At 72.1% G+C, this 19,278-nt stretch carries 13 protein-coding genes; 11 read left to right on the plus strand and 2 right to left on the minus strand.

The annotated features are described in order from the left end of the window. Window positions 1-13: 13 nt before the first annotated feature. The 3 genes from OO47_RS12870 (at window position 14) to OO47_RS12880 (ending at window position 3,782) form a co-directional block, all read left to right on the plus strand. Window positions 14-445, plus strand: coding sequence for a (deoxy)nucleoside triphosphate pyrophosphohydrolase (locus tag OO47_RS12870; RefSeq protein ID WP_051715346.1), 432 nt, complete (start codon window positions 14-16; stop codon window positions 443-445). A 199-nt stretch (window positions 446-644) separates the two neighbouring features. Further along, entirely contained in the window at window positions 645-1,067 is a 423-nt protein-coding gene (locus tag OO47_RS12875) for an ATP-binding protein (RefSeq protein WP_030206986.1), read from the plus strand. A 144-nt stretch (window positions 1,068-1,211) separates the two neighbouring features. Then, window positions 1,212-3,782 (plus strand): SpoIIE family protein phosphatase, encoded by a 2,571-nt coding sequence (locus OO47_RS12880; protein WP_033208995.1) that lies wholly within the window; start codon window positions 1,212-1,214, stop codon window positions 3,780-3,782. Window positions 3,783-3,864: 82 nt separating this feature from the next. On the opposite strand, the gene OO47_RS12885 is transcribed toward OO47_RS12880, so the two are convergent. Beyond that, window positions 3,865-4,572, minus strand: coding sequence for a PspA/IM30 family protein (locus tag OO47_RS12885; protein ID WP_030206992.1), 708 nt, complete (start codon window positions 4,570-4,572; stop codon window positions 3,865-3,867). A 61-nt stretch (window positions 4,573-4,633) separates the two neighbouring features. Further along, entirely contained in the window at window positions 4,634-6,751 is a 2,118-nt protein-coding gene (locus tag OO47_RS12890; protein WP_199812296.1) for a TPM domain-containing protein, read from the minus strand. Window positions 6,752-7,035: 284 nt separating this feature from the next. On the opposite strand from OO47_RS12890, the gene OO47_RS12895 reads away from it, so the two are divergent. From OO47_RS12895 to OO47_RS12930, 8 genes are all read left to right on the plus strand, one after another. After that, entirely contained in the window at window positions 7,036-7,920 is an 885-nt protein-coding gene (locus OO47_RS12895; protein ID WP_051715350.1) for a transglutaminase domain-containing protein, read from the plus strand. 147 nt (window positions 7,921-8,067) lie between these two features. After that, window positions 8,068-10,560, plus strand: coding sequence for an ABC transporter family substrate-binding protein (locus OO47_RS12900; RefSeq protein WP_030207000.1), 2,493 nt, complete (start codon window positions 8,068-8,070; stop codon window positions 10,558-10,560). Window positions 10,561-10,863: 303 nt separating this feature from the next. Next, window positions 10,864-12,765, plus strand: a complete 1,902-nt coding sequence (gene typA, locus OO47_RS12905) for a translational GTPase TypA (RefSeq protein ID WP_030207003.1) — start codon at window positions 10,864-10,866, stop codon at window positions 12,763-12,765. Window positions 12,766-13,337: 572 nt separating this feature from the next. Next, window positions 13,338-14,975, plus strand: coding sequence for a peptide ABC transporter substrate-binding protein (locus tag OO47_RS12910; RefSeq protein ID WP_030207006.1), 1,638 nt, complete (start codon window positions 13,338-13,340; stop codon window positions 14,973-14,975). Window positions 14,976-15,146: 171 nt separating this feature from the next. Continuing rightward, window positions 15,147-16,079 (plus strand): ABC transporter permease, encoded by a 933-nt coding sequence (locus OO47_RS12915; protein ID WP_030207008.1) that lies wholly within the window; start codon window positions 15,147-15,149, stop codon window positions 16,077-16,079. Beyond that, complete coding sequence (locus OO47_RS12920; RefSeq protein WP_030207012.1) at window positions 16,072-17,028, plus strand: ABC transporter permease; 957 nt, start codon at window positions 16,072-16,074, stop codon at window positions 17,026-17,028. Before OO47_RS12915 ends, OO47_RS12920 begins: the two co-directional genes overlap by 8 nt. A 14-nt stretch (window positions 17,029-17,042) precedes the next feature. Further along, on the plus strand, window positions 17,043-18,098 hold the full coding sequence (locus tag OO47_RS12925; RefSeq protein ID WP_030207015.1) for an ABC transporter ATP-binding protein: 1,056 nt from the start codon (window positions 17,043-17,045) through the stop codon (window positions 18,096-18,098). After that, complete coding sequence (locus OO47_RS12930) at window positions 18,091-19,203, plus strand: ABC transporter ATP-binding protein (protein WP_030207018.1); 1,113 nt, start codon at window positions 18,091-18,093, stop codon at window positions 19,201-19,203. The genes OO47_RS12925 and OO47_RS12930 overlap by 8 nt, the downstream gene beginning before the upstream one ends. Window positions 19,204-19,278: the final 75 nt, after the last annotated feature.

The following is a 19,278-nucleotide window of genomic DNA, read 5'->3' on the forward strand; positions in this document are numbered from 1 at the left end:
CTACGCTCGCGCCATGACGGAACGCACCACCGAGACCCACCGCCGCGACCCCGTCCCCGTGGTCGTCGTCGCCGGCGCCCTCTACGACCGGGGGCGCCTGCTCGCCGCCCGGCGCAGCGCCCCCGCCGACCTCGCCGGCCGCTGGGAACTGCCCGGCGGCAAGCTCGAACCGGGCGAGGGCCCGGAGGAGGCCCTGGTCCGGGAGCTCCGGGAGGAGCTCGGCGTGGAGGTCGAGCCGGGGGAGCGCATCCCCGGCGAGTGGCCGCTGAAACCCGGCTACGTCCTGCGGGTGTGGACCGCCCGCCTGCTCTCCGGCGAACCGCGCCCCCTGGAGGACCACGACGAACTGCGCTGGCTCACCCGCTCGGAGCTGGACTCGGTCGACTGGCTCGACCAGGACCGCCCCGCCGTCGCCGAGGCCGGGCTGCGGCTCCCGGAGCACTGAGGCCCCCGGCGTCCCCCGGGCATCCCCCGGGCGCCCCTCCGGCGGGCGCCCGGCCGCTCCCTACGCCGTTCGTGCCACCGTGCGCCGGTGACCGCCCCCGGTGGGATAACTTGCCGCATATGGTGGGTATGTCCCCATTGGTACCTCGCGCGAAGGCGCGGGCCTTCCTGCTGACCCACGGCTGGGGAAGTGATCGGGTGTGATCTACACCGACGGCGACCGCGCCGAGTGGACCTTCCCGGCCGAGGCGAACGCCGTGCGCACCGCCCGCCACGCGGTGCGCGAGACCCTCCGCGCCTGGGAGCTCGACGGACTCCTCGGCGACGTGACCGTCCTGCTGGTCAGCGAGCTGGTGACCAACTCCCTGCGGTACGCCTCCGGCCCCATCGGGGTCCGCCTGGTCCGCGTCCACCCCGACGGCGCCGACCCGGCCCACTGCACGGCGCTGCTCGTGGAGGTCTCCGATCCGCTTCCGGATCCGCCGACCGCCAAGGCCCCCGGGCCCGACGACGAGGGGGGCCGCGGCCTCGGCCTCGTGGCCGGCACCGCCCGCCGCTGGGGGACCCGCAAGGGGACCGTCGGCAAAACCGTATGGTTCGAGCTGGCTCTGCCTGGTGAGTAAAGAGGGTGGGACAACGATCACCGGTACTCGGCGAGGAGCGAACGAGACCACCCTGTGATCGTGAACGTCGTACCGCCGGAGCCCGCCGTATTGAATACTGCGGGCATGGCCGGTCCGGTGCGGTGAGCTGGAGGGGACGGTCGCGTGAGCGAGATACCTGGGACGGCGAGCGGCGGCGTCGTGTGGCAGAGCAGCCCGCCCGGCTCCCTCTACGACTACATCCGGGTGGCCTCCTTCTCGATCGGGCCCGACGGCCTGGTCGAGCAGTGGAGCCGGAGGGCCGTGGACCTCTTCGGCGTCACCGCGGAGGAGGCCAGGGGCAAGGACCCCGTGGAGGTCTTCATGCCCGCCGACCTGCGCGAGCGCGGTCACCGGAGGGTCAAGGAGATCCTCGACGGCAAGGAGTGGACGGGCCTCGTCCCCTTCCGCGTCCCCGGCGAGGAACGCCCCCACGGCGTGGCCGAGATGTACGTCATGCCGACCGAGACCGAGACGGGGGAGCGGGCCGCGCTGTGCATCGTCGTCGACGTGCGCGCCCTCCGCCGCATCGAGACCGACCTCGCCGCCTCCCAGGCGATATTCGGCCAATCGCCCTTCGGGTTCCTCCTCTTCGACACCGACCTCACCGTCCGGCGGGCCAACCGGCGCTTCGCCACCGTCTTCGGCGGCGAAGCCGACGACCACCGCGGCCGCACCGTCCACGACTACCTGAGCCGCGCCGAGGCCGACCGGATGACCGGCGCCCTGCGGAAGGTCCTGGAGACCGGCGAGTCCGTCACCGACCTGAGGATCGTCGGCGCCGCCCCCGGCGCCAGGGACCGCCGCCACTGGTCCATCAACCTCTACCGCGTGCACAGCGGCTCCGGCCGCCCGATCGGCGTCGCGGGCCTCGGCATCGACGTCACCCGCCGCCACAACGCGGCCCGGGAGGCCGCCAGCGCCCGCCGCAACCTCGCCCTCCTCAACCAGGCCGGCGCCCGCATCGGCAACACCCTGGACCTGGAGGCCACCGCCCGCGAACTCCTCGACGTCGCCGTCCCCGGCTTCTGCGACCTCGCCTCCGTCGACCTCTACCAGGGCCTCCTCACCGGCGACGAGGCGCCGCCGGGCCGCTGGGGCAGCTCCCACGACGTCGGCTACGGGGCCGGCAGCGCCGAACTGCGCCGGGTCGCCTTCGCCAGCGCCGTCTCCGACACCCCCCGCAGGACCGACGAGGGCCACGCCTCCGACCCCGGCTGCCCGGGCACCGTGCCCATCGAGGTCGGCGCCGTCCACCGCTACCCCTTCAACTCCCCGTACGCCGGAGCCCTCCGCACCGGCCGCGTCCGCACGGTCCACGGCGACGACGGCGACCTCGCCCGGTCCACCCTGGTCGTCCCCATGACCGCCCACGACACCGTCGTCGGCCTCGTCCAGTTCTCCCGCGCCAAGGGCAGCGAGCCCTTCGGGGAGCGCGACCGGGCCCTCGCCGTCGAACTCGCCGCCCGGGCCGCCGTCTGCATCGACAACGCCCGCCTCTACCGCCGCGAACACGAGCGGGCCCTCATCCTCCAGCGCAGCCTGCTCCCGCCCGGCGACCCCGAGGCCGCCGGACTCGACATCGCCTGCCGCTACCTCCCCGGCACCGACGCCACCGAGGTCGGCGGCGACTGGTTCGACGTCATCGAACTCCCCGGCCACCGCACCGCCCTCGTCATCGGGGACGTCATGGGCCGCGGCCTGCGCGCCGCCGTCGCCATGGGCGAACTGCGCACCGCCGTGCGGACCCTCGCCCAGCTCGACCTGGAACCGGCCGAGGTCCTCTCCCACCTGGACGAGATCGCCCGCGGCCTCGGCGCCCCCATCGGCACCCAGCAGTCCCGCGCGCACAAGAACCGCGGCCCCGAGCTCTCCGAGGTCTACCTCGCCACCTGCGTCTACGCCGTCTACGACCCGGTCACCCGCCGCTGCACCTTCGCCAACGCCGGCCACCTCCCGCCGGTCCTCGTCGAACCCGGCGAGGCGGCCCGGCTGCTCGACGTGCCCCCCGGTATGCCGCTCGGGGTCGGCGGCGAGCCCTTCGAGGAGGTCGAGGTCGAGATCCCCGAGGGCGCCCTCCTCGCCCTCTACACCGACGGCCTGGTCGAGTCCCGCGACCACCCCCTGGACGAGGGCCTCAGCGCCTTCCGGCGCGCCCTCACCGACCCGTCCCGCCCCCTGGAGGACGTCTGCGACCGGGTCCTGGGCAGCCTGAACACCGGGCACGGCGAGGACGACATCGCCCTCCTGATGGCCCGGGTCCAGGGGCTGCCCGCCGAGGCCGTCGGGGACTGGCGGCTGCCCAGGGAGCCCCGCTCGGTCGGCCGCGCCCGCGAACTCGCCCGCGCCCAGCTCGCCGCCTGGGACCTCGAACCGCTGGTCGACACCGTCGAACTCCTCGTCAGCGAACTCGTCACCAACGCCCTGCGCTACGGCGAGGGCGAGATCCGGCTGCGCCTGCTGCGCGACCGCACCCTCGTCTGCGAGGTCTGGGACGCCGGCCTGGTCCAGCCGCGCCGCCGCCGCGCCAAGGACACCGACGAGGGCGGCCGCGGCCTCCAGCTCGTCGGGCTCCTCAGCTCCTCCTGGGGCTCGCGCCGCACTCCGCGCGGCAAGACCGTCTGGTTCGAACTGGACCTGCCGGAGGACGGGGAGGCGGCGGAGCCGACCGTGGAGCAGCTGCTCAGCATGTTCTGAGCCGTACGCGTACGCGTACGGGGGCGGGCTGTACGCGTACGTGTACGGGGACGGGCTGTACGCGTACGGGGGTGGCGCCGGGTCACTTCTTGAGCGCCGCCAGCCGGGCCTCGATCTCGGCGTCGTCCCCGAGCGCGTCCAGCTGCTCGAACTGCGCGTCCAGGGAGGAGGCCGCCAGCTCCTGCTTGCCGAGGGCCCGGGCCTCCTCCCGGCGCACCTTGTCCTCGAAGCGGCTCAGCTCGCTGGTCGGGTCGAGGACGTCGACGTTCTTCACGGCGTCCATCATCGTGTTCTGCGCCTGCGCCGACTTGGCGCGGGCCACCAGTTCGTCCCGCTTGGCCTGGAGCTCGGTGAGCTTCGCCTTCATCCGGTCGAGGCCGTCCCTGAGCTTCGCCACCACCTCGGTCTGCGCGGCGATCGCCGGCTCCGCCGTCCGCGCCTCCTTCTCCGACTGGAGCTGGCGGCCGAGGGCCACCTTCGCCAGGTTGTCGAAGCGGTCCGCCTCCGCCGCCCGCCCGCCGTCCCGCAGCTCGTCCGCCTTCCGGCTGGCGGCGAGCGCCTTGCCGCCCCACTCCTTCGCCGCCTCCACGTCCTCCCGGTGGTCCTGCTCCATCAGCCGGAGGTTGCCGATGGTCGCGGCCACCGCCTCCTCCGCGTCCGCGATGTTGTTCGCGTAGTCGCGGATGAGCTGGTCCAGCATCTTCTGCGGGTCCTCCGCCTGGTCCAGCAGGGCGTTGATGTTGGCCTTCGCCAGCTGGGTGACCCGGCCGAGGACGGTCTGCTTGCTCATGGGACTTCTCCTTGAGGGGGATGAGGGGGAGAGAAGGTGCTCGTGGGACGGCGGTCCCGGGTCAGAAGCGTCCGCCGCCGCCCAGCCGGCCGCGCGTGCCGCTGCCGCCGAAGCTGCCGGGCCCGCCGCCGAAGCCGCCGCCCCCGAACCCCCCGCCGAGGCCTCCGGGCCCGCCGCCCCTTCCGCCGCCGAAGAGGCCGCCGAGGATGATGCCGCCGAGCACCGCGCCGCCGAGCCCGCCGGAACCCCCTCCCGTCCCCGGCATCCCGCCCGTGCCGATCGGGTTCCCGTAGGCGCGGACGTCCCGCTCGGCGAGGTCCTGCGCCCGCCGGGCGAGCGCGTCCGCCTGCCGGGCCTCCGCGAGGGCGGACTGCGGGTCGTCGGCCGCGAGGGCCTGCGCCTCCTCCCAGCGGCGCCCGGCCTCGGTCAGGCGCGTCCGGGCCTCGCTGCCCACCGCGCCCCGGTGGGTGGCGACGTAGTCGGAGGCCGCCCCGATCGCCGAACGGGCCGTCAGCAACGCCTGGTCCAGGAGCGCGCGGGCCCGCCGCGTGCCCGACTCGCGCTCCCGCGCCCCCTCCAGGGCCTCGTCCAGGGCCGCGTCCGCCTCCTCGACCCGGCGCAGGGCGCCGATCGGGTCGTACCGTCCGGCCTCCGCGCTCCGCCGCACCTCGGCCACCACCGCCTCGGCGCGGGCGATCCGGCCCTGGAGGTCGGCCGTGGACACCCCGGCGGCGGTCCCCTTCAGGAGGCCGCGGGCGTCCGCGAGGTCCACGTCCGTCTCCGCGAGGACGCCCGGCAGCCGGCCCACGGCCTCGGCCAGCTCCTGCGCCCGCCGGTCCACCGCCCCGATCAGCCGGGCCGCCTGGTCCACGGCGCCCTCGGCGGCCCGTACGTGCACGGCCGCCCCGCCGTTGTCACCGGCGCCGATCCGCTCCCGGGCCCGCCCGACCCGGTCCTCCGCGAAGACCAGCCGATCCCGTGCCTGTTCGACGTCGCCGGCGACGGGCGAGGCCGCCGTCTCCGCGTACCGCTCGCGCATGGCGGTCAGCGCCGCCTCGGCCGTGCCCATCCGGGCCGTCTGCTCCCGGAGCGCGGCCTCGACCGCCGCCAGCGCCTCGGGGGCGGTCCGCTCCAGGGCGCGGAGCCGGTCGAAGGACTCGGTCTCGGCGTCGAGCCGCGCGTCCGCCTCCCCGCAGCGGCGCAGGATCTCCTCCAGCATGGACCGGCGGGTCGCGTCGTCCTCGGGGAAGGCGTCGTCCAGCTTCTGCCGCAGCCGGAACGACGCCGTCAGCTGCTCCTGGGCGAAGGCGACGGACTCGGTGAAGGGCCGCACCGCCTCCTCGCCGAACTGCGCCGACGCGAAGCCCAGCTCCTCCCGGCTGGTGCGGACGGCGTCGTCGGTGGCGACCAGGGTCCGGCGCGCCTCCCCGTCCAGCTCGTCCAGGGTCGGCGGCGCGGGCTCCTTCGGCGGCCCCCAGCCCTGCCCGTTCGCGGGCGTGGTGCGGGTCCCGGTCCGCTTGCGCCGCCTGGCGTACGCGTAGGCCGCCACCGCCCCGGCGCCGCCGACCAGCACCACGGGCAGGACCAGGTCGGAGGCGGAGGGGCCGTCGTCGGACGCGTGGCCCGGGTCGGCGGGCCCGGGGGTGATCGGGGGAGCGGTGACCGGCCGGCCCGCGAGGACGGCGCCGTAGCCGTCCGCCGCGCCGACGGCGGCCCCGGCCCAGTCGTTCTGCCGCAGGGCCGGCTCGATCGCGGTCCGCGCGACCTCGTCGAGCCGCGCCTGCGTGAGGCCGGAGCCGGGGTCGGCCGAGTAGCCGTACTGCCGGTCGTGGGTGGCGACGGCGAGCAGCAGGTCGCCGGCGCCGAACCCGTTGCGCGCGGCGGTGGCGTCGGCCCAGTCCTGGCCGGAGCGCCCGGAGAAGTCCCGTACGTAGACGACGAAGAGCTGGACGCGCTCCTGCTCGTAGAGGCGGTCGAGGGCCTGCTCCACGGAGGCGCGGCGGTCGCGGAGGGCACCCACCCGGTCGGTGATCTGCCCGTCCCGGGACAGGACGACGGGGTCGTCGGCGCGGGCGCCGGACACGGCGGGAACACCGTGCGCGGCGGCAACACCGGACACGGCGGGAACACCGTGCGCGGCGGGGACACCGCCCGTGGCGGGGGCGGCGAGCCACCACACCGCCGCCAGGACCGCGAGAAGGGCCCGGGCGGCCGTCCGCGCTCCACGGGACCGTGCTGGAAACGCCCGCGCCGCACCAGTCCGCGCCGCACCCGTCCGCGCTGCATACCTTCGCGTCACACACGCGAGGCTATGTCCGGGTATGTCCACCCGCGACCGGGCCGAGCCGTCCGGAGGCCGCCGGGAGGCCGCCCGTACCCCCGGTTTTCGCGACCCCGCGGTCTCCGGGCCGCGCGGCCCGGGGGAGGATGGGCCCGCCATCACCGGCAGAGGGGGAGCCCACCATGACCAGCCGTCTTCTGATGCCCTTCCGGTCCGCCGCGCCGGAGCCCGTCCCGGCGGAGGACGCCCCGGGGTCGACCCGGCCCACGGCGATCCTCGACCTGGAACACCCCCTGACCGCCGCCTTCGCGGACCGGGTGCGGCGCGCGGCGCGGGCGCGGGGCGCGGTGACGGACCGCGAGCGGCTCCGGACCGCGCACGGGATCATCGCCTCCGCCGTGCGCCCGGTGTACTCCGTGGACGACCTGCGCCGGGTGTCACGGACGCTGCGGCTCGGCCGGGGCTCGTGCAGCCAGCGCATGGCGGTCCTGGAGGCGGTGGCCCGTTCCCTCGGCGTGCCCACGCGGGTCCGGGGCCTGCTGGTCGACGGCGCCTTCTGGTACCCGCGCTTCCCGGGGCTGCGCCCCCTCGTGCCCGAGGACGTGCTCCTCGCGTGGCCGGAGTTCCTGCTCGACGGGGCCTGGGTCCCGGTGGCCGACCTCTTCGCGGGCCACGGGACGCGCGGGTCCGGGGCGGACGGGTCAGGGGCGGACGGGTCCGGGACGGACTGGTCAAGGGTGGACGGGCCCGGGGCGGACGGCGGCGCTCCGGCCGGGGGCGGGGGCTTCACGAACTCCGGCCCCGAGACGCTCTTCGAGGCGGTGGCCCGGACCGCCGTCGACTGGGACGCGCCGCCGGCGTGCGCCGGCTCCGCCCCCTGCGACCTGTCCGCCCACCTCAGGACCGACCTGGGCCGCTTCACCTCGCGCGACGAGCTCTTCGCCCGGCACGGCCAGACCCTGTGCCTCGCCGCCCGCACCCTGGCCGAGCCCGTCCTCGGCCGCTGGAGCGCGGGCGCGGGGGCGGGGGCGGAAGCGAAGGGCGGCGAAAGTCGGGCCGCGGCCTGACCACCGGCCCCCGTTGGGCCGCCCGAGTGGCGTTTTTCGGCCGTTCCGTCGTGTCGCCCTGGCCGGATTCCCTTCCTCCTTTTCAGTGGATGAACAGTAGGTGTGATCATCCCCAAATGGAATGAATCTGGACGAAGGGGTACAGACATGTCCCAGATCGGCGCCCCTCACGGGGGGACATGCCCCAAGAGCCCCCGCTCCCGGACGCTCCGTACCGTCGCCACCCTCACCAGCGCCGTCCTCGCCGTCACCGTCCTCGCCGGATGCAGCGCGGACGAGGACGCCGACGCCGCCCCGGTCGCCGCCCAGGACAACGCGCCCGCCCCGCGCGACCGGGTCGCCGACGGCGGCACCCTGCGCTGGGCCGTCGACGCCGCCCCCACCACCCTCAACGCCTTCCAGGCCGACGCCGACGCCACCACCTCCCGCATCGCCGGAGCCGTGCTCCCCGCCCTCTACACCCTCGACCAGCGGGGCCGGCCGCAGCGGAACCCCGACTACCTGGAGTCCGCGCAGGTCGTCGAGACCGAGCCCAAGCAGGTCGTCCTCTACAAGCTCAACCAGCAGGCCGTGTGGAGCGACGGACGCGAGATCGGGGCGCCCGACTTCGTCGCCCAGTGGCGGGCCCTGAGCGGCCGCGACACCGCGTACTGGACCGCCCGGAACTCCGGCTACGAGCGGATCGAGAAGATCGAGCGGGGCAGGAACGACCTGGAGGTGCGGGTCACCTTCGCCAAGCCCTACGCCGACTGGCAGTCCCTCTTCACCCCGCTCTACCCGAAGCAGGTCATGGGGTCCCCGGAGGCCTTCAACGACGGCGCCCGCACCACCCTCAAGGCCACCGCGGGACCGTTCCTGCTGAAGTCGGTCGACACCGGGGGCGGCGACGTCACCCTCGCCCGCAACCCCCGCTGGTGGGGGCAGGCCGCCAAGCTCGACACCGTCGTCCTCAAGCCCGTCCCCCGGTCCGACCGGGCGGACGCCCTCGCCGGGGGCACCCTCGACCTGGCCGAGATCGACCGCTCCACGGCCGAGCGGATCTCCCTGGCGCTCAAGGACGCCCGCGCCGGACGGAACGGCGCGCAGGCCGCCCTCGCCCACGGCCCCGGCTCCTCGATCACCCCCTCCAAGGCCCTGAGGTCCTGGGCCCTCGCCCACGGCTCCGACGAGGAGAAGGCCGAGGAGGTCCGGGCCGCCCGCAAGAAGAACCAGGAGGCGATCGCCCGGTACGCGAGCGCGCAGGACACCCTCGCGAAGTACGTGGTCCGCAAGTCCCTGGAGCCCGCCTACACCCAGCTCTCGCTGAACGGCGAGTCCGGGCCGCTCTCCGACGAGCGGGTGCGGCGCGCGGTGGCCCGCGCCATCGACCGCCAAGAGCTGGCCGAAACCGTGCTCAAGCCGCTCGGCCTCCCGGCGAAGCCCCCCGGCAGCCACCTGGCCCTCGCGGGCCAGGCCGCGTACAAGGACGGCAGCGACGCCCTCGGCGGCCAGGACACCCAGGAGGCACGGGCGCTCCTCGCCGACGCCGGCTGGGTCCCCGGCGGGGCCGAGCTGCCCGCCGGCACGAAGGCGGGCAGCGAGGCGGAGAAGGAGGGGACCGGGAAGGAGGCGTCGGAGAAGCCCGCGAAGAGCAGTCCCACCGCCCCCGCCGACGCCGAGAAGAAGAGCGACGACGCCTCCGGGGACGCCCCCTCGGACGAGGGCCTCTACATCGTCGGCGACGACAAGCCCGGCGACCGCCGGGCCGTCCCCGACCGGGCCGCCCCCGCCCCCGGCGACCCCCAGAGCGCCGCCCGCGTCCTCGCCCCTGCCCCCTCCGCCGCGCTCCAGGGCGCCGCCCTCCAGGCCCGCGCGGAAGCCCTCGACACCCGGGTGGAACCCCTCGACGCCCGCCCCGGGGCCCTGGACGCCCGCCCCGGCGCCCTCGACGTCGGTGCGGGCTCCGCCGCCCGGGCCGGCGTCCCGCAGGCCGCCCGGCCCGACCGGGGCGTGGCCGGGGCCTACGCCCCGCGCGGCACCGCCGCGCCCGCCGCCGTCCCCGGGGCGAAGCAGGCCCTCGGCAAGGACGGCAAGGCGCTCAGCCTCCGCTTCGTCCTGCCGTCCGGGCCCGGCTCCGAGTCGCTGCGGACCGTGGGGGACCGGATCGTCCGGATGCTCGACGCGGTCGGCATCCGCACCGAGGTCACCAAGGTCCCCGACGAGAGCTTCTTCAAGGACCACATCGCCTCGGGCGACTACGACCTGGCCCTCTACTCCTGGCCCGCCTCCGCCTTCCCCGCGACCGACGCCCGGCCGATCTTCGCCAAGCCCGAGCCCGCCTCGGACGGCTCGCTCATGGTCGAGCAGAACTACTCCCGGGTCGGCACCGACCGCATCGACCAGCTCTTCGACCAGGCGGCGGGCACCCTCGACGAGGAGGAGGCCCTGGAGCTGGTCCGCCAGGCCGACGCCCGGATCTGGGCCGCGGCCGGCTCCATCCCCCTCTACCAGCGCCCCCAGCTGGTCGCCGCCAGGGCCGATCTGGTGAACGCCGGGGCCTGGGGCTTCGCCGCCCCCCGCTACCAGGACATCGGCTTCGAGAAGAAGGAGACCGCCAAGGGCCCCGAGGGGACCGGGGCGACCGGCCGGAAGCAGGGCTAGCGCCCGGCACGAAACCGCCGAAAGCGCCGAAGCGGCTGAAAGTGCAGGTCACAACCTCAGAACCAGCTCAACTTCCTTGCCCGCCGGTGATCCCGGCGGGCAGGATCGCGTCGGCCCCTTGACCCGGCCGCACCGCCTCCCCCACACCCTCGCAACCTTCCAGTAGACCCTCTCGGAACCCGGGCGGGGAAGCCTCTTGCACGACGGCCCCGTACCATGGGAGACAGCCGTGGCGCGTCCGCCCGGCGGGCGTAAGAGGAACTGACGCCGATTCCCACGATCCGAGAGAAGCGCAAGCCACCCATGCCCACGCGCCACGACATCCGCAACGTCGCCATCGTCGCCCACGTCGACCACGGCAAGACGACCATCGTCGACGCCATGCTCAAGCAGGCCGGTGCCTTCGCCGCCCACCAGCAGCTCGACGACCGCATGATGGACTCGAACGACCTGGAGCGTGAGAAGGGCATCACGATCCTCGCCAAGAACACGGCGGTGAAGTACCACCCCAAGGACGGCGGGGCCCCGATCACGATCAACATCATCGACACCCCCGGCCACGCCGACTTCGGCGGCGAGGTCGAGCGCGGTCTGTCGATGGTCGACGCGGTCGTCCTCCTGGTCGACGCCTCCGAGGGCCCGCTCCCGCAGACCCGGTTCGTGCTGCGCAAGGCCCTCCAGCAGCGCAAGCCCGTCATCCTCTGCATCAACAAGACGGACCGCCCGGACTCCCGGATCGACGAGGTCGTCAACGAGACCTACGACCTCTTCCTCGACCTGGACGCGGACGAGGACCAGATCGAGTTCCCGATCGTCTACGCCTGCGGCCGCGACGGCGTCGCCTCGCTGACCAAGCCGGAGGACGGCACCGTCCCCGCCGACAGCGACAACCTGGAGCCGTTCTTCTCCACCATCCTGGAGCACGTCCCGGCCCCGTCGTACGAGGAGGACGCGCCGCTCCAGGCCCACGTCACCAACCTCGACGCCGACAACTTCCTCGGCCGCATCGCGCTGCTCCGCGTCGAGCAGGGCGAGCTGCGCAAGGGCCAGACGGTCGCGTGGATCAAGCGGGACGGCACGATCTCCAACGTCCGCATCACCGAGCTGATGATGACCGAGGCGCTCACCCGCAAGCCGGCCGAGGTGGCGGGCCCCGGTGACATCTGCGCCGTCGCCGGCATCCCCGACATCATGATCGGCGAGACCCTGGCCGATCCGGAGAACCCGATCGCGCTGCCGCTGATCACGGTCGACCAGCCGGCCATCTCCATGGTCATCGGCACCAACACCTCGCCGCTCGTCGGCCGCGGCGGCACCGGCAAGGGCGCGGACGCCAAGTCCGCCGTGAAGGACCGCAAGGTCACCGCCCGCCAGGTGAAGGACCGCCTGGACCGCGAGCTCGTCGGCAACGTCTCGCTCCGCGTCCTCGACACCGAGCGCCCCGACGCCTGGGAGGTCCAGGGCCGCGGCGAGCTCGCGCTCGCCATCCTGGTCGAGCAGATGCGCCGCGAGGGCTTCGAGCTCACCATCGGCAAGCCGCAGGTCGTCACCAAGGACGTCGACGGCAAGGTCCACGAGCCCGTCGAGCGCCTGACGGTCGACGTCCCCGAGGAGCACATGGGCGCGGTCACGCAGCTCATGGGCGTCCGCAAGGGCCGCATGGACAACATGTCGAACCACGGTTCCGGCTGGGTCCGCATGGAGTTCGTCGTCCCGTCCCGCGGCCTCATCGGCTTCCGCACGGAGTTCCTGACGCAGACCCGCGGCACGGGCATCGCCCACTCCATCCACGAGGGCCACGAGCCCTGGTTCGGCCCGCTCCAGACCCGCAACAACGGCTCCCTGGTCGCCGACCGGGCCGGCTCGGTCACCGGCTTCGCCATGACCAACCTCCAGGAGCGCGGCGTCCTCTTCGTCGATCCGGGCACCGAGGTGTACGAGGGCATGATCGTCGGCGAGAACTCGCGCTCCGACGACATGGACGTCAACATCACCAAGGAGAAGAAGCTCACCAACATGCGCTCCTCCTCCGCCGACTCCTTCGAGGCGATCGTCCCGCCGCGCAAGCTCTCCCTGGAGCAGTCGCTGGAGTTCTGCCGCGACGACGAGTGCGTCGAGGTGACCCCGGAGGCCGTGCGCATCCGCAAGGTCGTCCTGGACCAGAAGGAGCGCGGCCGCTCGGCCTCGCGCGCCAAGAACGGCTGACACCGAACCGGTTGGACCGGTTCCGGACGTACGACCGAGCCCCGCCGGCCCCGGCGGGGCTCAGTCGTACCCTCTGTCCGGAGGGTCGTCGGGGATTGCCCCGGGGGCGCGGTGGGGAAGCTCCGGGGGTGCCACCCGGATCACCTGCGAAGTTCACGGCGGAGAGCGCCGCGAGGGCCTTCGCGGGCGCCCCCGCCGGGCCGGGAGGGGAGGCCGTGCGGGGCTCCGTCGTCAAGTCGAATTCAGAGACGGAGTGTCCGGATACCGGTCATCGCTCTCCGGAACGTGTATTAACAGTCCGTTTCGGGGGTGTCTGTCTGGACTCCCTTTGTCCGGATTTCGGTACCTCGGGGGGTGGTGATGTTGTCAAAACGAGACCACTTAAGTGTGGTTTACGGCCCGGACGTACTTAATAGTTGGCTCCGTTGAGCTCGGGTCAATGGGTCACGCACTGTGGGGAGTGCCGACTCACGAGCACACTCGGGGCACTTGAGTGCATAGCCGTCAGGGGTGTCGGCGAAACTCGGAGTGCCCCTCTTGTAGTGACAAAGTGGACTCATGAGGAGGAACCCATGCGCGGTGCCAAGAGCGCCAAGTGGGTAACGGGCGCGATCATCGTCGCCCTGGCTGCGACCGCCTGTGGCGGGGGTAAGAGCGACGGGGCCGGTGACGCCAAGGGCGCTGTTGACCCGAACGGGATCTTCTCCATCGAGCTCGGTGAGCCCGAGAAGCCCCTGTACACCGGCGACACGATGGAGTCCAACGGCTCCGCCGTCATGGCCGGCCTGTTCTCGACCCTGGTCGACTACAAGGCCGACGGTTCGCTGGAGATGATCAACGCCGAGTCGGTCACCACGACGGACTCGAAGACGTGGACCGTCAAGCTCAAGCCGGGCTGGACCTTCCACGACGGCACCCCGGTCACCGCCAAGTCCTACGTGGACGCGTGGAACTGGAACGCCAACGTCAAGAACGCCATGGGCCTCAGCTCGTGGTTCGCCGACATCAAGGGCTTCGAGAAGCTCAGCCCGGAGGGCGAGGGCGCGAAGCCCACCGCCGACAAGCTGGACGGTCTGAAGGTCGTCGACGAGAACACCTTCACCATCGAGCTGGCGAAGGCCGTCCCGTACTTCGGCCACAAGCTCGCCTACATCGTCTTCGCCCCGCTGCCCGAGGCGTTCTACAAGGACACCAAGGCCGCCGGTCAGAAGCCGATCGGCAACGGTCCCTACAAGTTCAAGAGCTGGGACCACAAGAAGCAGATCGAGATCGTCCGCTACGACGACTACAAGGGCCCGAACAAGGCGAAGAACGGCGGTGTGGTCTTCAAGAACTACACCACCCTCGAGGCCGCCTACGAGGACCTGAAGTCGGGCAACGTCGACGTCCTGCGTCAGCTCGCCCCGAAGGACCTCCCGGTCTACCGCCAGGACCTCGGCGACCGCGCCGTCGACCAGGCGTACTCCGCGATCCAGACCGTCGCCGTGGCCTTCTACGCCGACCAGTGGAGCAAGCCGAAGCAGGTCGACCCGAAGGTCATCCAGGGCCTCTCGATGGCCATCGACCGCGCCACCATCACCAAGACGGTGCTCCAGGGCACCCGCGAGCCCGCCACCGGCTGGGTCGCCAAGGGTGTGCTCGGCTACCAGCCGAACGCGGTCGACGTCACCAAGTTCGACCCGGCCAAGGCCAAGGAGCTCATCAAGGCCGGCGGCGGCGTTCCCGGCAACAAGATCTCCATCCAGTTCAACGCCGACGGCGGCCACAAGGAGTGGGTGGACGCGGTCTGCAACTCCATCACCCAGTCCACGGGCGTCGCCTGCACGGGTGACGGCAAGCCGGACTTCCAGGCCGACCTGCAGGCCCGCAAGAACAAGCAGGTCAAGTCGTTCTACCGCTCCGGTTGGGTGCTCGACTACCCGGTGAACGCCAACTTCATCTCCGACCTGTTCCGTACGGGTGCGGCGGGCAACCAGGGTGGCTTCTCCAACAAGGAGCTGGACGCGAAGATCGCGAAGGCGGACTCCGCTCCCACGCTGGAGGAGTCGGTCAAGGAGTTCCAGGCCATCGAGAAGGACCTGGTCAACTACATGCCGTCCATCCCGCTCTGGTACTACAAGGTCAACGCGGGCTACTCCGAGAAGGTTTCGGGCGTGGCTTACGGTCAGGACGGCGACCCGATCCTGACCGGCGTCGAGGTCCACAAGTAAACCCGAAAGCGTAGTCCGCATGCCGTCACGGGACTGGCGGATCGCCAGTCCCGTCTCGGCGCCTTACGCAGCGGCTGGGGGGCCCTTCCACGGCACCGCGCTGTCCGAATCCGGGCAGGCGCGTCGGGGGAGGGCCCTCGGCTGCGGCCGTCACATCTCAACGGAGGCATGATGGGGCGCTATGTCGCACGACGACTGCTCCAGATGATCCCGGTTTTCTTCGGGACAACCCTGCTGATCTTCCTCATGGTCTACAGCCTGCCCGGTGACCCCGTGGCCGGTCTCTTCGGCGACAAGGGGGCGTCGCCCGCGACCATCGCGGAGATCAGACACAAGCTCGGCCTCGACCAGCCGATCCTGAAGCAGTACTGGGACTACATCAGTGGAATCGTCTTCCACTTCGATTTCGGCACGCAGATCCGCAACGACCGGCCTGTGACCGAAGTCCTGGGGGACGCATTCCCCGTGACGATCCAGCTGGCGGCCCTCGCCTTCGCCTTCGAGCTCGTCTTCGGCCTCACCCTCGGCATCGTCGCCGGCCTCCGCGCCGGACGCATGGCCGACAACGCGATCCTGATCTTCACCCTGCTGATCATCTCGATCCCGGTCTTCGTGCTCGGCTTCCTGATCAAGATGGTGTTCGCCTTCCAGCTCGGCTGGATCGAGCCGAACGTCAGCAACGACCAGCTGCTGTCCGAGATGATCGCCCCCGCCATCGTCCTCGGTGGCCTCTCCCTCGCCTACGTGGCGCGGCTCACCCGCACCTCCATGGCGGAGAACCTGCGCGCCGACTACATGCGCACGGCCGTCGCCAAGGGTCTGCCGAAGCGCCGGATCATCGGCGTCCACCTCATGCGCAACTCGATGATCCCCGTCGTCACCTTCCTCGGCACCGACATCGGCGCCCTGATGGGCGGCGCGGTCGTCACCGAAGGCATCTTCAACGTCAAGGGTGTCGGTGGTCTGATCTATGAGTCGATCACCCGCCGCGAGGGCAGCACCCTCGTCGGCCTCGTCACCGTTCTGGTGGTCGTCTACCTAATCACCAGTCTGCTCATCGACCTGCTGTACGCGGTCCTGGACCCGAGGATCCGGTATGCCTGACGTGACCAAGACCGCTGCCGCCACGGCGCCGGACGCCGTCGCCGCACCCCCGGTGGACGCGCCCGCCCCGCAGGACAAGGCGGAGAAGCCCCGCTCGCTCTGGGGCGACGCCTGGGCGGACCTGCGCCGCAACCCGTACTTCCTCGTGTCGTCGGTGCTGATCTTCTTCCTGCTGCTCATCGCCGCGTTCCCGGGGATGTTCACCAGTGCGTCGCCCACCGCCGGCGACCTCGTCAAGCACTACGTCGGCAAGCCCGAGCTCGGCGACGTCGGCTCCGCGGGCTGGCTCGGCTACGACATCCAGGGCCGCTCCGTCTACGCACGCCTGATCTACGGCACCCGCGCCTCGATCATCGTCGGCGTCTGCGTCACCCTGATCGTCACCGTCGTCGGCGGAACCATGGGCATGATCGCCGGCTACTTCGGCGGCTGGGTGGACGCGGTCCTCTCCCGCCTGACCGACGTCTTCTTCGGCATCCCCTTCCTGCTCGGCGCGATGGTCGTCCTCCAGGCCTTCGTCGAGCGCACCGTCTGGGTCGTCGTCTTCGCCCTCGCCTTCCTCGGCTGGACGCAGATGGCCCGCGTCATGCGCGGCGCCGTGATCACGGTCAAGCAGGCCGACTACGTCCACGCCGCCAAGGCGCTGGGCGCCGGCACCGGCCGGATCCTCTTCCGGCACATCCTGCCGAACGCCATGGCCCCGGTGATCGTCGTCGCCACCATCGCGCTCGGCGGCTACATCTCCGCCGAGGCGACCCTGTCCTACCTGGGACTCGGCCTCGCCTCCCCGACCGTCTCGTGGGGTGTCGACATCTCCGCGGGTGTTCAGGCGATCCGTACGTCGCAGCACATCCTGCTGTACCCGTCGATCATGCTGAGCCTCACCGTCCTGGCGTTCATCATGCTCGGCGAAGCCGTCCGCAACGCCCTCGACCCCAAGCTGCGCTGAGGAGGGCGTAAAAGATGAGCATCATCGACAAGACCGCGGCCGTCCCCGCGCCGCGCGACGGGTCCCACACCGGCCCGCTGCTCGAAGTCCGCGACCTGCACGTGGAGTTCCACACCCGTGACGGGGTGGCCAAGGCGGTCAACGGCGTCAACTACTCGGTGAACGCCGGCGAGACCCTCGCCGTCCTCGGCGAGTCCGGCTCCGGCAAGTCCGTCACGGCCCAGGCCATCATGGGCATCCTCGACATGCCCCCCGGCAGGATCCCCAAGGGCGAGATCCTGTTCCGCGGCCAGGACATGCTGAAGATGTCCGACGAGGAGCGCCGGAAGGTCCGCGGCCGCAAGATCGCGATGATCTTCCAGGACGCGCTGTCCTCCCTGAACCCGGTCCTCAGCGTCGGCTACCAGCTCGGCGAGATGTTCCGGGTCCACCAGGGCCTGTCCAAGAAGGACGCGAAGCTCAAGGCCGTCGAGCTGATGGACAAGGTCAAGATCCCGGCCGCCAAGGCCCGGGTCTCCGACTACCCCCACCAGTTCTCCGGCGGCATGCGCCAGCGCATCATGATCGCCATGGCGCTGGCCCTGGAGCCGGACCTGATCATCGCCGACGAGCCCACCACGGCTCTCGACGTGACCGTCCAGGCCCAGGTCATGGACCTCCTCGCGGAGCTCCAGCAGGAATACAACATGGGTCTGATCCTGATCACCCACGACCTCGGCGTCGTCGCCGACGTCGCGGACAAGATCGCCGTGATGTACGCGGGCCGGATCGTCGAGCAGGCGCCCGTGCACGAGCTGTACAAGCGCCCGGCGCACCCGTACACCCGCGGTCTGCTGGACTCGATCCCGCGCCTGGACCAGAAGGGCCAGGAGCTCTACGCGATCAAGGGCCTGCCGCCGAACCTGCTCCGCGTGCCCACCGGCTGCGCCTTCAACCCGCGCTGCCCGAAGGCCGAGGACATCTGCCGCACGGAGATCCCGGCCCTGGCGCCGGTCACCGAGCAGGACGGCACGGACCTTCCGGGCCGCAAGAGCGCCTGCCACTTCTGGAAGGAGACGATCCATGGCTGACCTCAGCAAGAACGACGAGGCCGTGGCCGCCGCCAACGAAGAGGCCCTGGTCGCCGCCATCGACGCCCCCGTCGAGCGGGGCGAGCCGATCCTCCAGGTGCGCGGCCTGAAGAAGCACTTCCCGCTGACGCAGGGCATCCTCTTCAAGAAGCAGGTCGGCGCGGTCAAGGCCGTGGACGGGGTCTCCTTCGACCTCTACCAGGGCGAGACCCTCGGCATCGTGGGCGAGTCCGGCTGCGGCAAGTCCACGGTCGCCAAGCTCCTGATGAACCTGGAGCGGGCCACCGCGGGCGAGGTCTTCTACAAGGGCCAGGACATCACCAAGCTGTCCGGGCGCGCGCTGAAGGCGGTCCGCCGGAACATCCAGATGGTGTTCCAGGACCCGTACACCTCGCTCAACCCGCGCATGACCGTCGGCGACATCATCGGCGAGCCCTTCGACATCCACCCCGAGGTGGCCCCGAAGGGCGACCGGCGCCGCAAGGTGCAGGAGCTCCTGGACGTCGTCGGCCTGAACCCGGAGTACATCAACCGGTACCCGCACCAGTTCTCCGGCGGTCAGCGCCAGCGCATCGGCATCGCCCGCGGCCTCGCGCTCAACCCCGAGATCATCATCTGCGACGAGCCGGTCTCGGCCCTGGACGTCTCCGTCCAGGCCCAGGTCATCAACCTGATGGAGAAGCTCCAGGACGAGTTCAACCTCTCCTACCTCTTCATCGCGCACGACCTGTCGATCGTCCGGCACATCTCGGACCGCGTCGGCGTCATGTACCTCGGCAAGATGGCCGAGATCGGCACGGACTCGGAGATCTACGAGCACCCGACGCACCCGTACACCCAGGCGCTGCTCTCCGCGGTGCCGGTGCCGGACCCGGAGGCCCGCGCGCACCGCGAGCGGATCATCCTCACCGGTGACGTCCCGTCGCCGGCGAACCCGCCGTCGGGCTGCAGCTTCCGCACCCGCTGCTGGAAGGCGCAGGAGAAGTGCGCCCAGGAGGTGCCGCTGCTCGCGGTGCCGTCCGTCTTCAAGGGCCAGGACACCCCGGCCGCCCACTTCTCGGCGTGCCACTTCGCCGAGGAGAAGCAGGTCGTCCCGGCGCACTGACGCCCCGGAGGTTCCGCACGGCCGGCTCCCGGCGCCCCACGGCGCCGGGAGCCGGCCGTTTCCGTGCGGTCCGCC

Origin of the sequence: Streptomyces bikiniensis (genome assembly GCF_000716625.1) — a bacterium.
Lineage (GTDB): Bacteria > Actinomycetota > Actinomycetes > Streptomycetales > Streptomycetaceae > Streptomyces > Streptomyces bikiniensis.

Coding starts and splice junctions, on each gene's coding strand:
- OO47_RS12870 (WP_051715346.1), top strand. CDS start 14: ATGACGGAACGCACCACCGAGACCCACCGCCGCGACCCCGTCCCCGTG.
- OO47_RS12885 (WP_030206992.1), bottom strand. CDS start 4,572: ATGAGCAAGCAGACCGTCCTCGGCCGGGTCACCCAGCTGGCGAAGGCC.
- OO47_RS12895 (WP_051715350.1), top strand. CDS start 7,036: ATGACCAGCCGTCTTCTGATGCCCTTCCGGTCCGCCGCGCCGGAGCCC.
- OO47_RS12900 (WP_030207000.1), top strand. CDS start 8,068: ATGTCCCAGATCGGCGCCCCTCACGGGGGGACATGCCCCAAGAGCCCC.
- typA (WP_030207003.1), top strand. CDS start 10,864: ATGCCCACGCGCCACGACATCCGCAACGTCGCCATCGTCGCCCACGTC.
- OO47_RS12910 (WP_030207006.1), top strand. CDS start 13,338: ATGCGCGGTGCCAAGAGCGCCAAGTGGGTAACGGGCGCGATCATCGTC.
- OO47_RS12915 (WP_030207008.1), top strand. CDS start 15,147: ATGGGGCGCTATGTCGCACGACGACTGCTCCAGATGATCCCGGTTTTC.
- OO47_RS12920 (WP_030207012.1), top strand. CDS start 16,072: ATGCCTGACGTGACCAAGACCGCTGCCGCCACGGCGCCGGACGCCGTC.
- OO47_RS12925 (WP_030207015.1), top strand. CDS start 17,043: ATGAGCATCATCGACAAGACCGCGGCCGTCCCCGCGCCGCGCGACGGG.
- OO47_RS12930 (WP_030207018.1), top strand. CDS start 18,091: ATGGCTGACCTCAGCAAGAACGACGAGGCCGTGGCCGCCGCCAACGAA.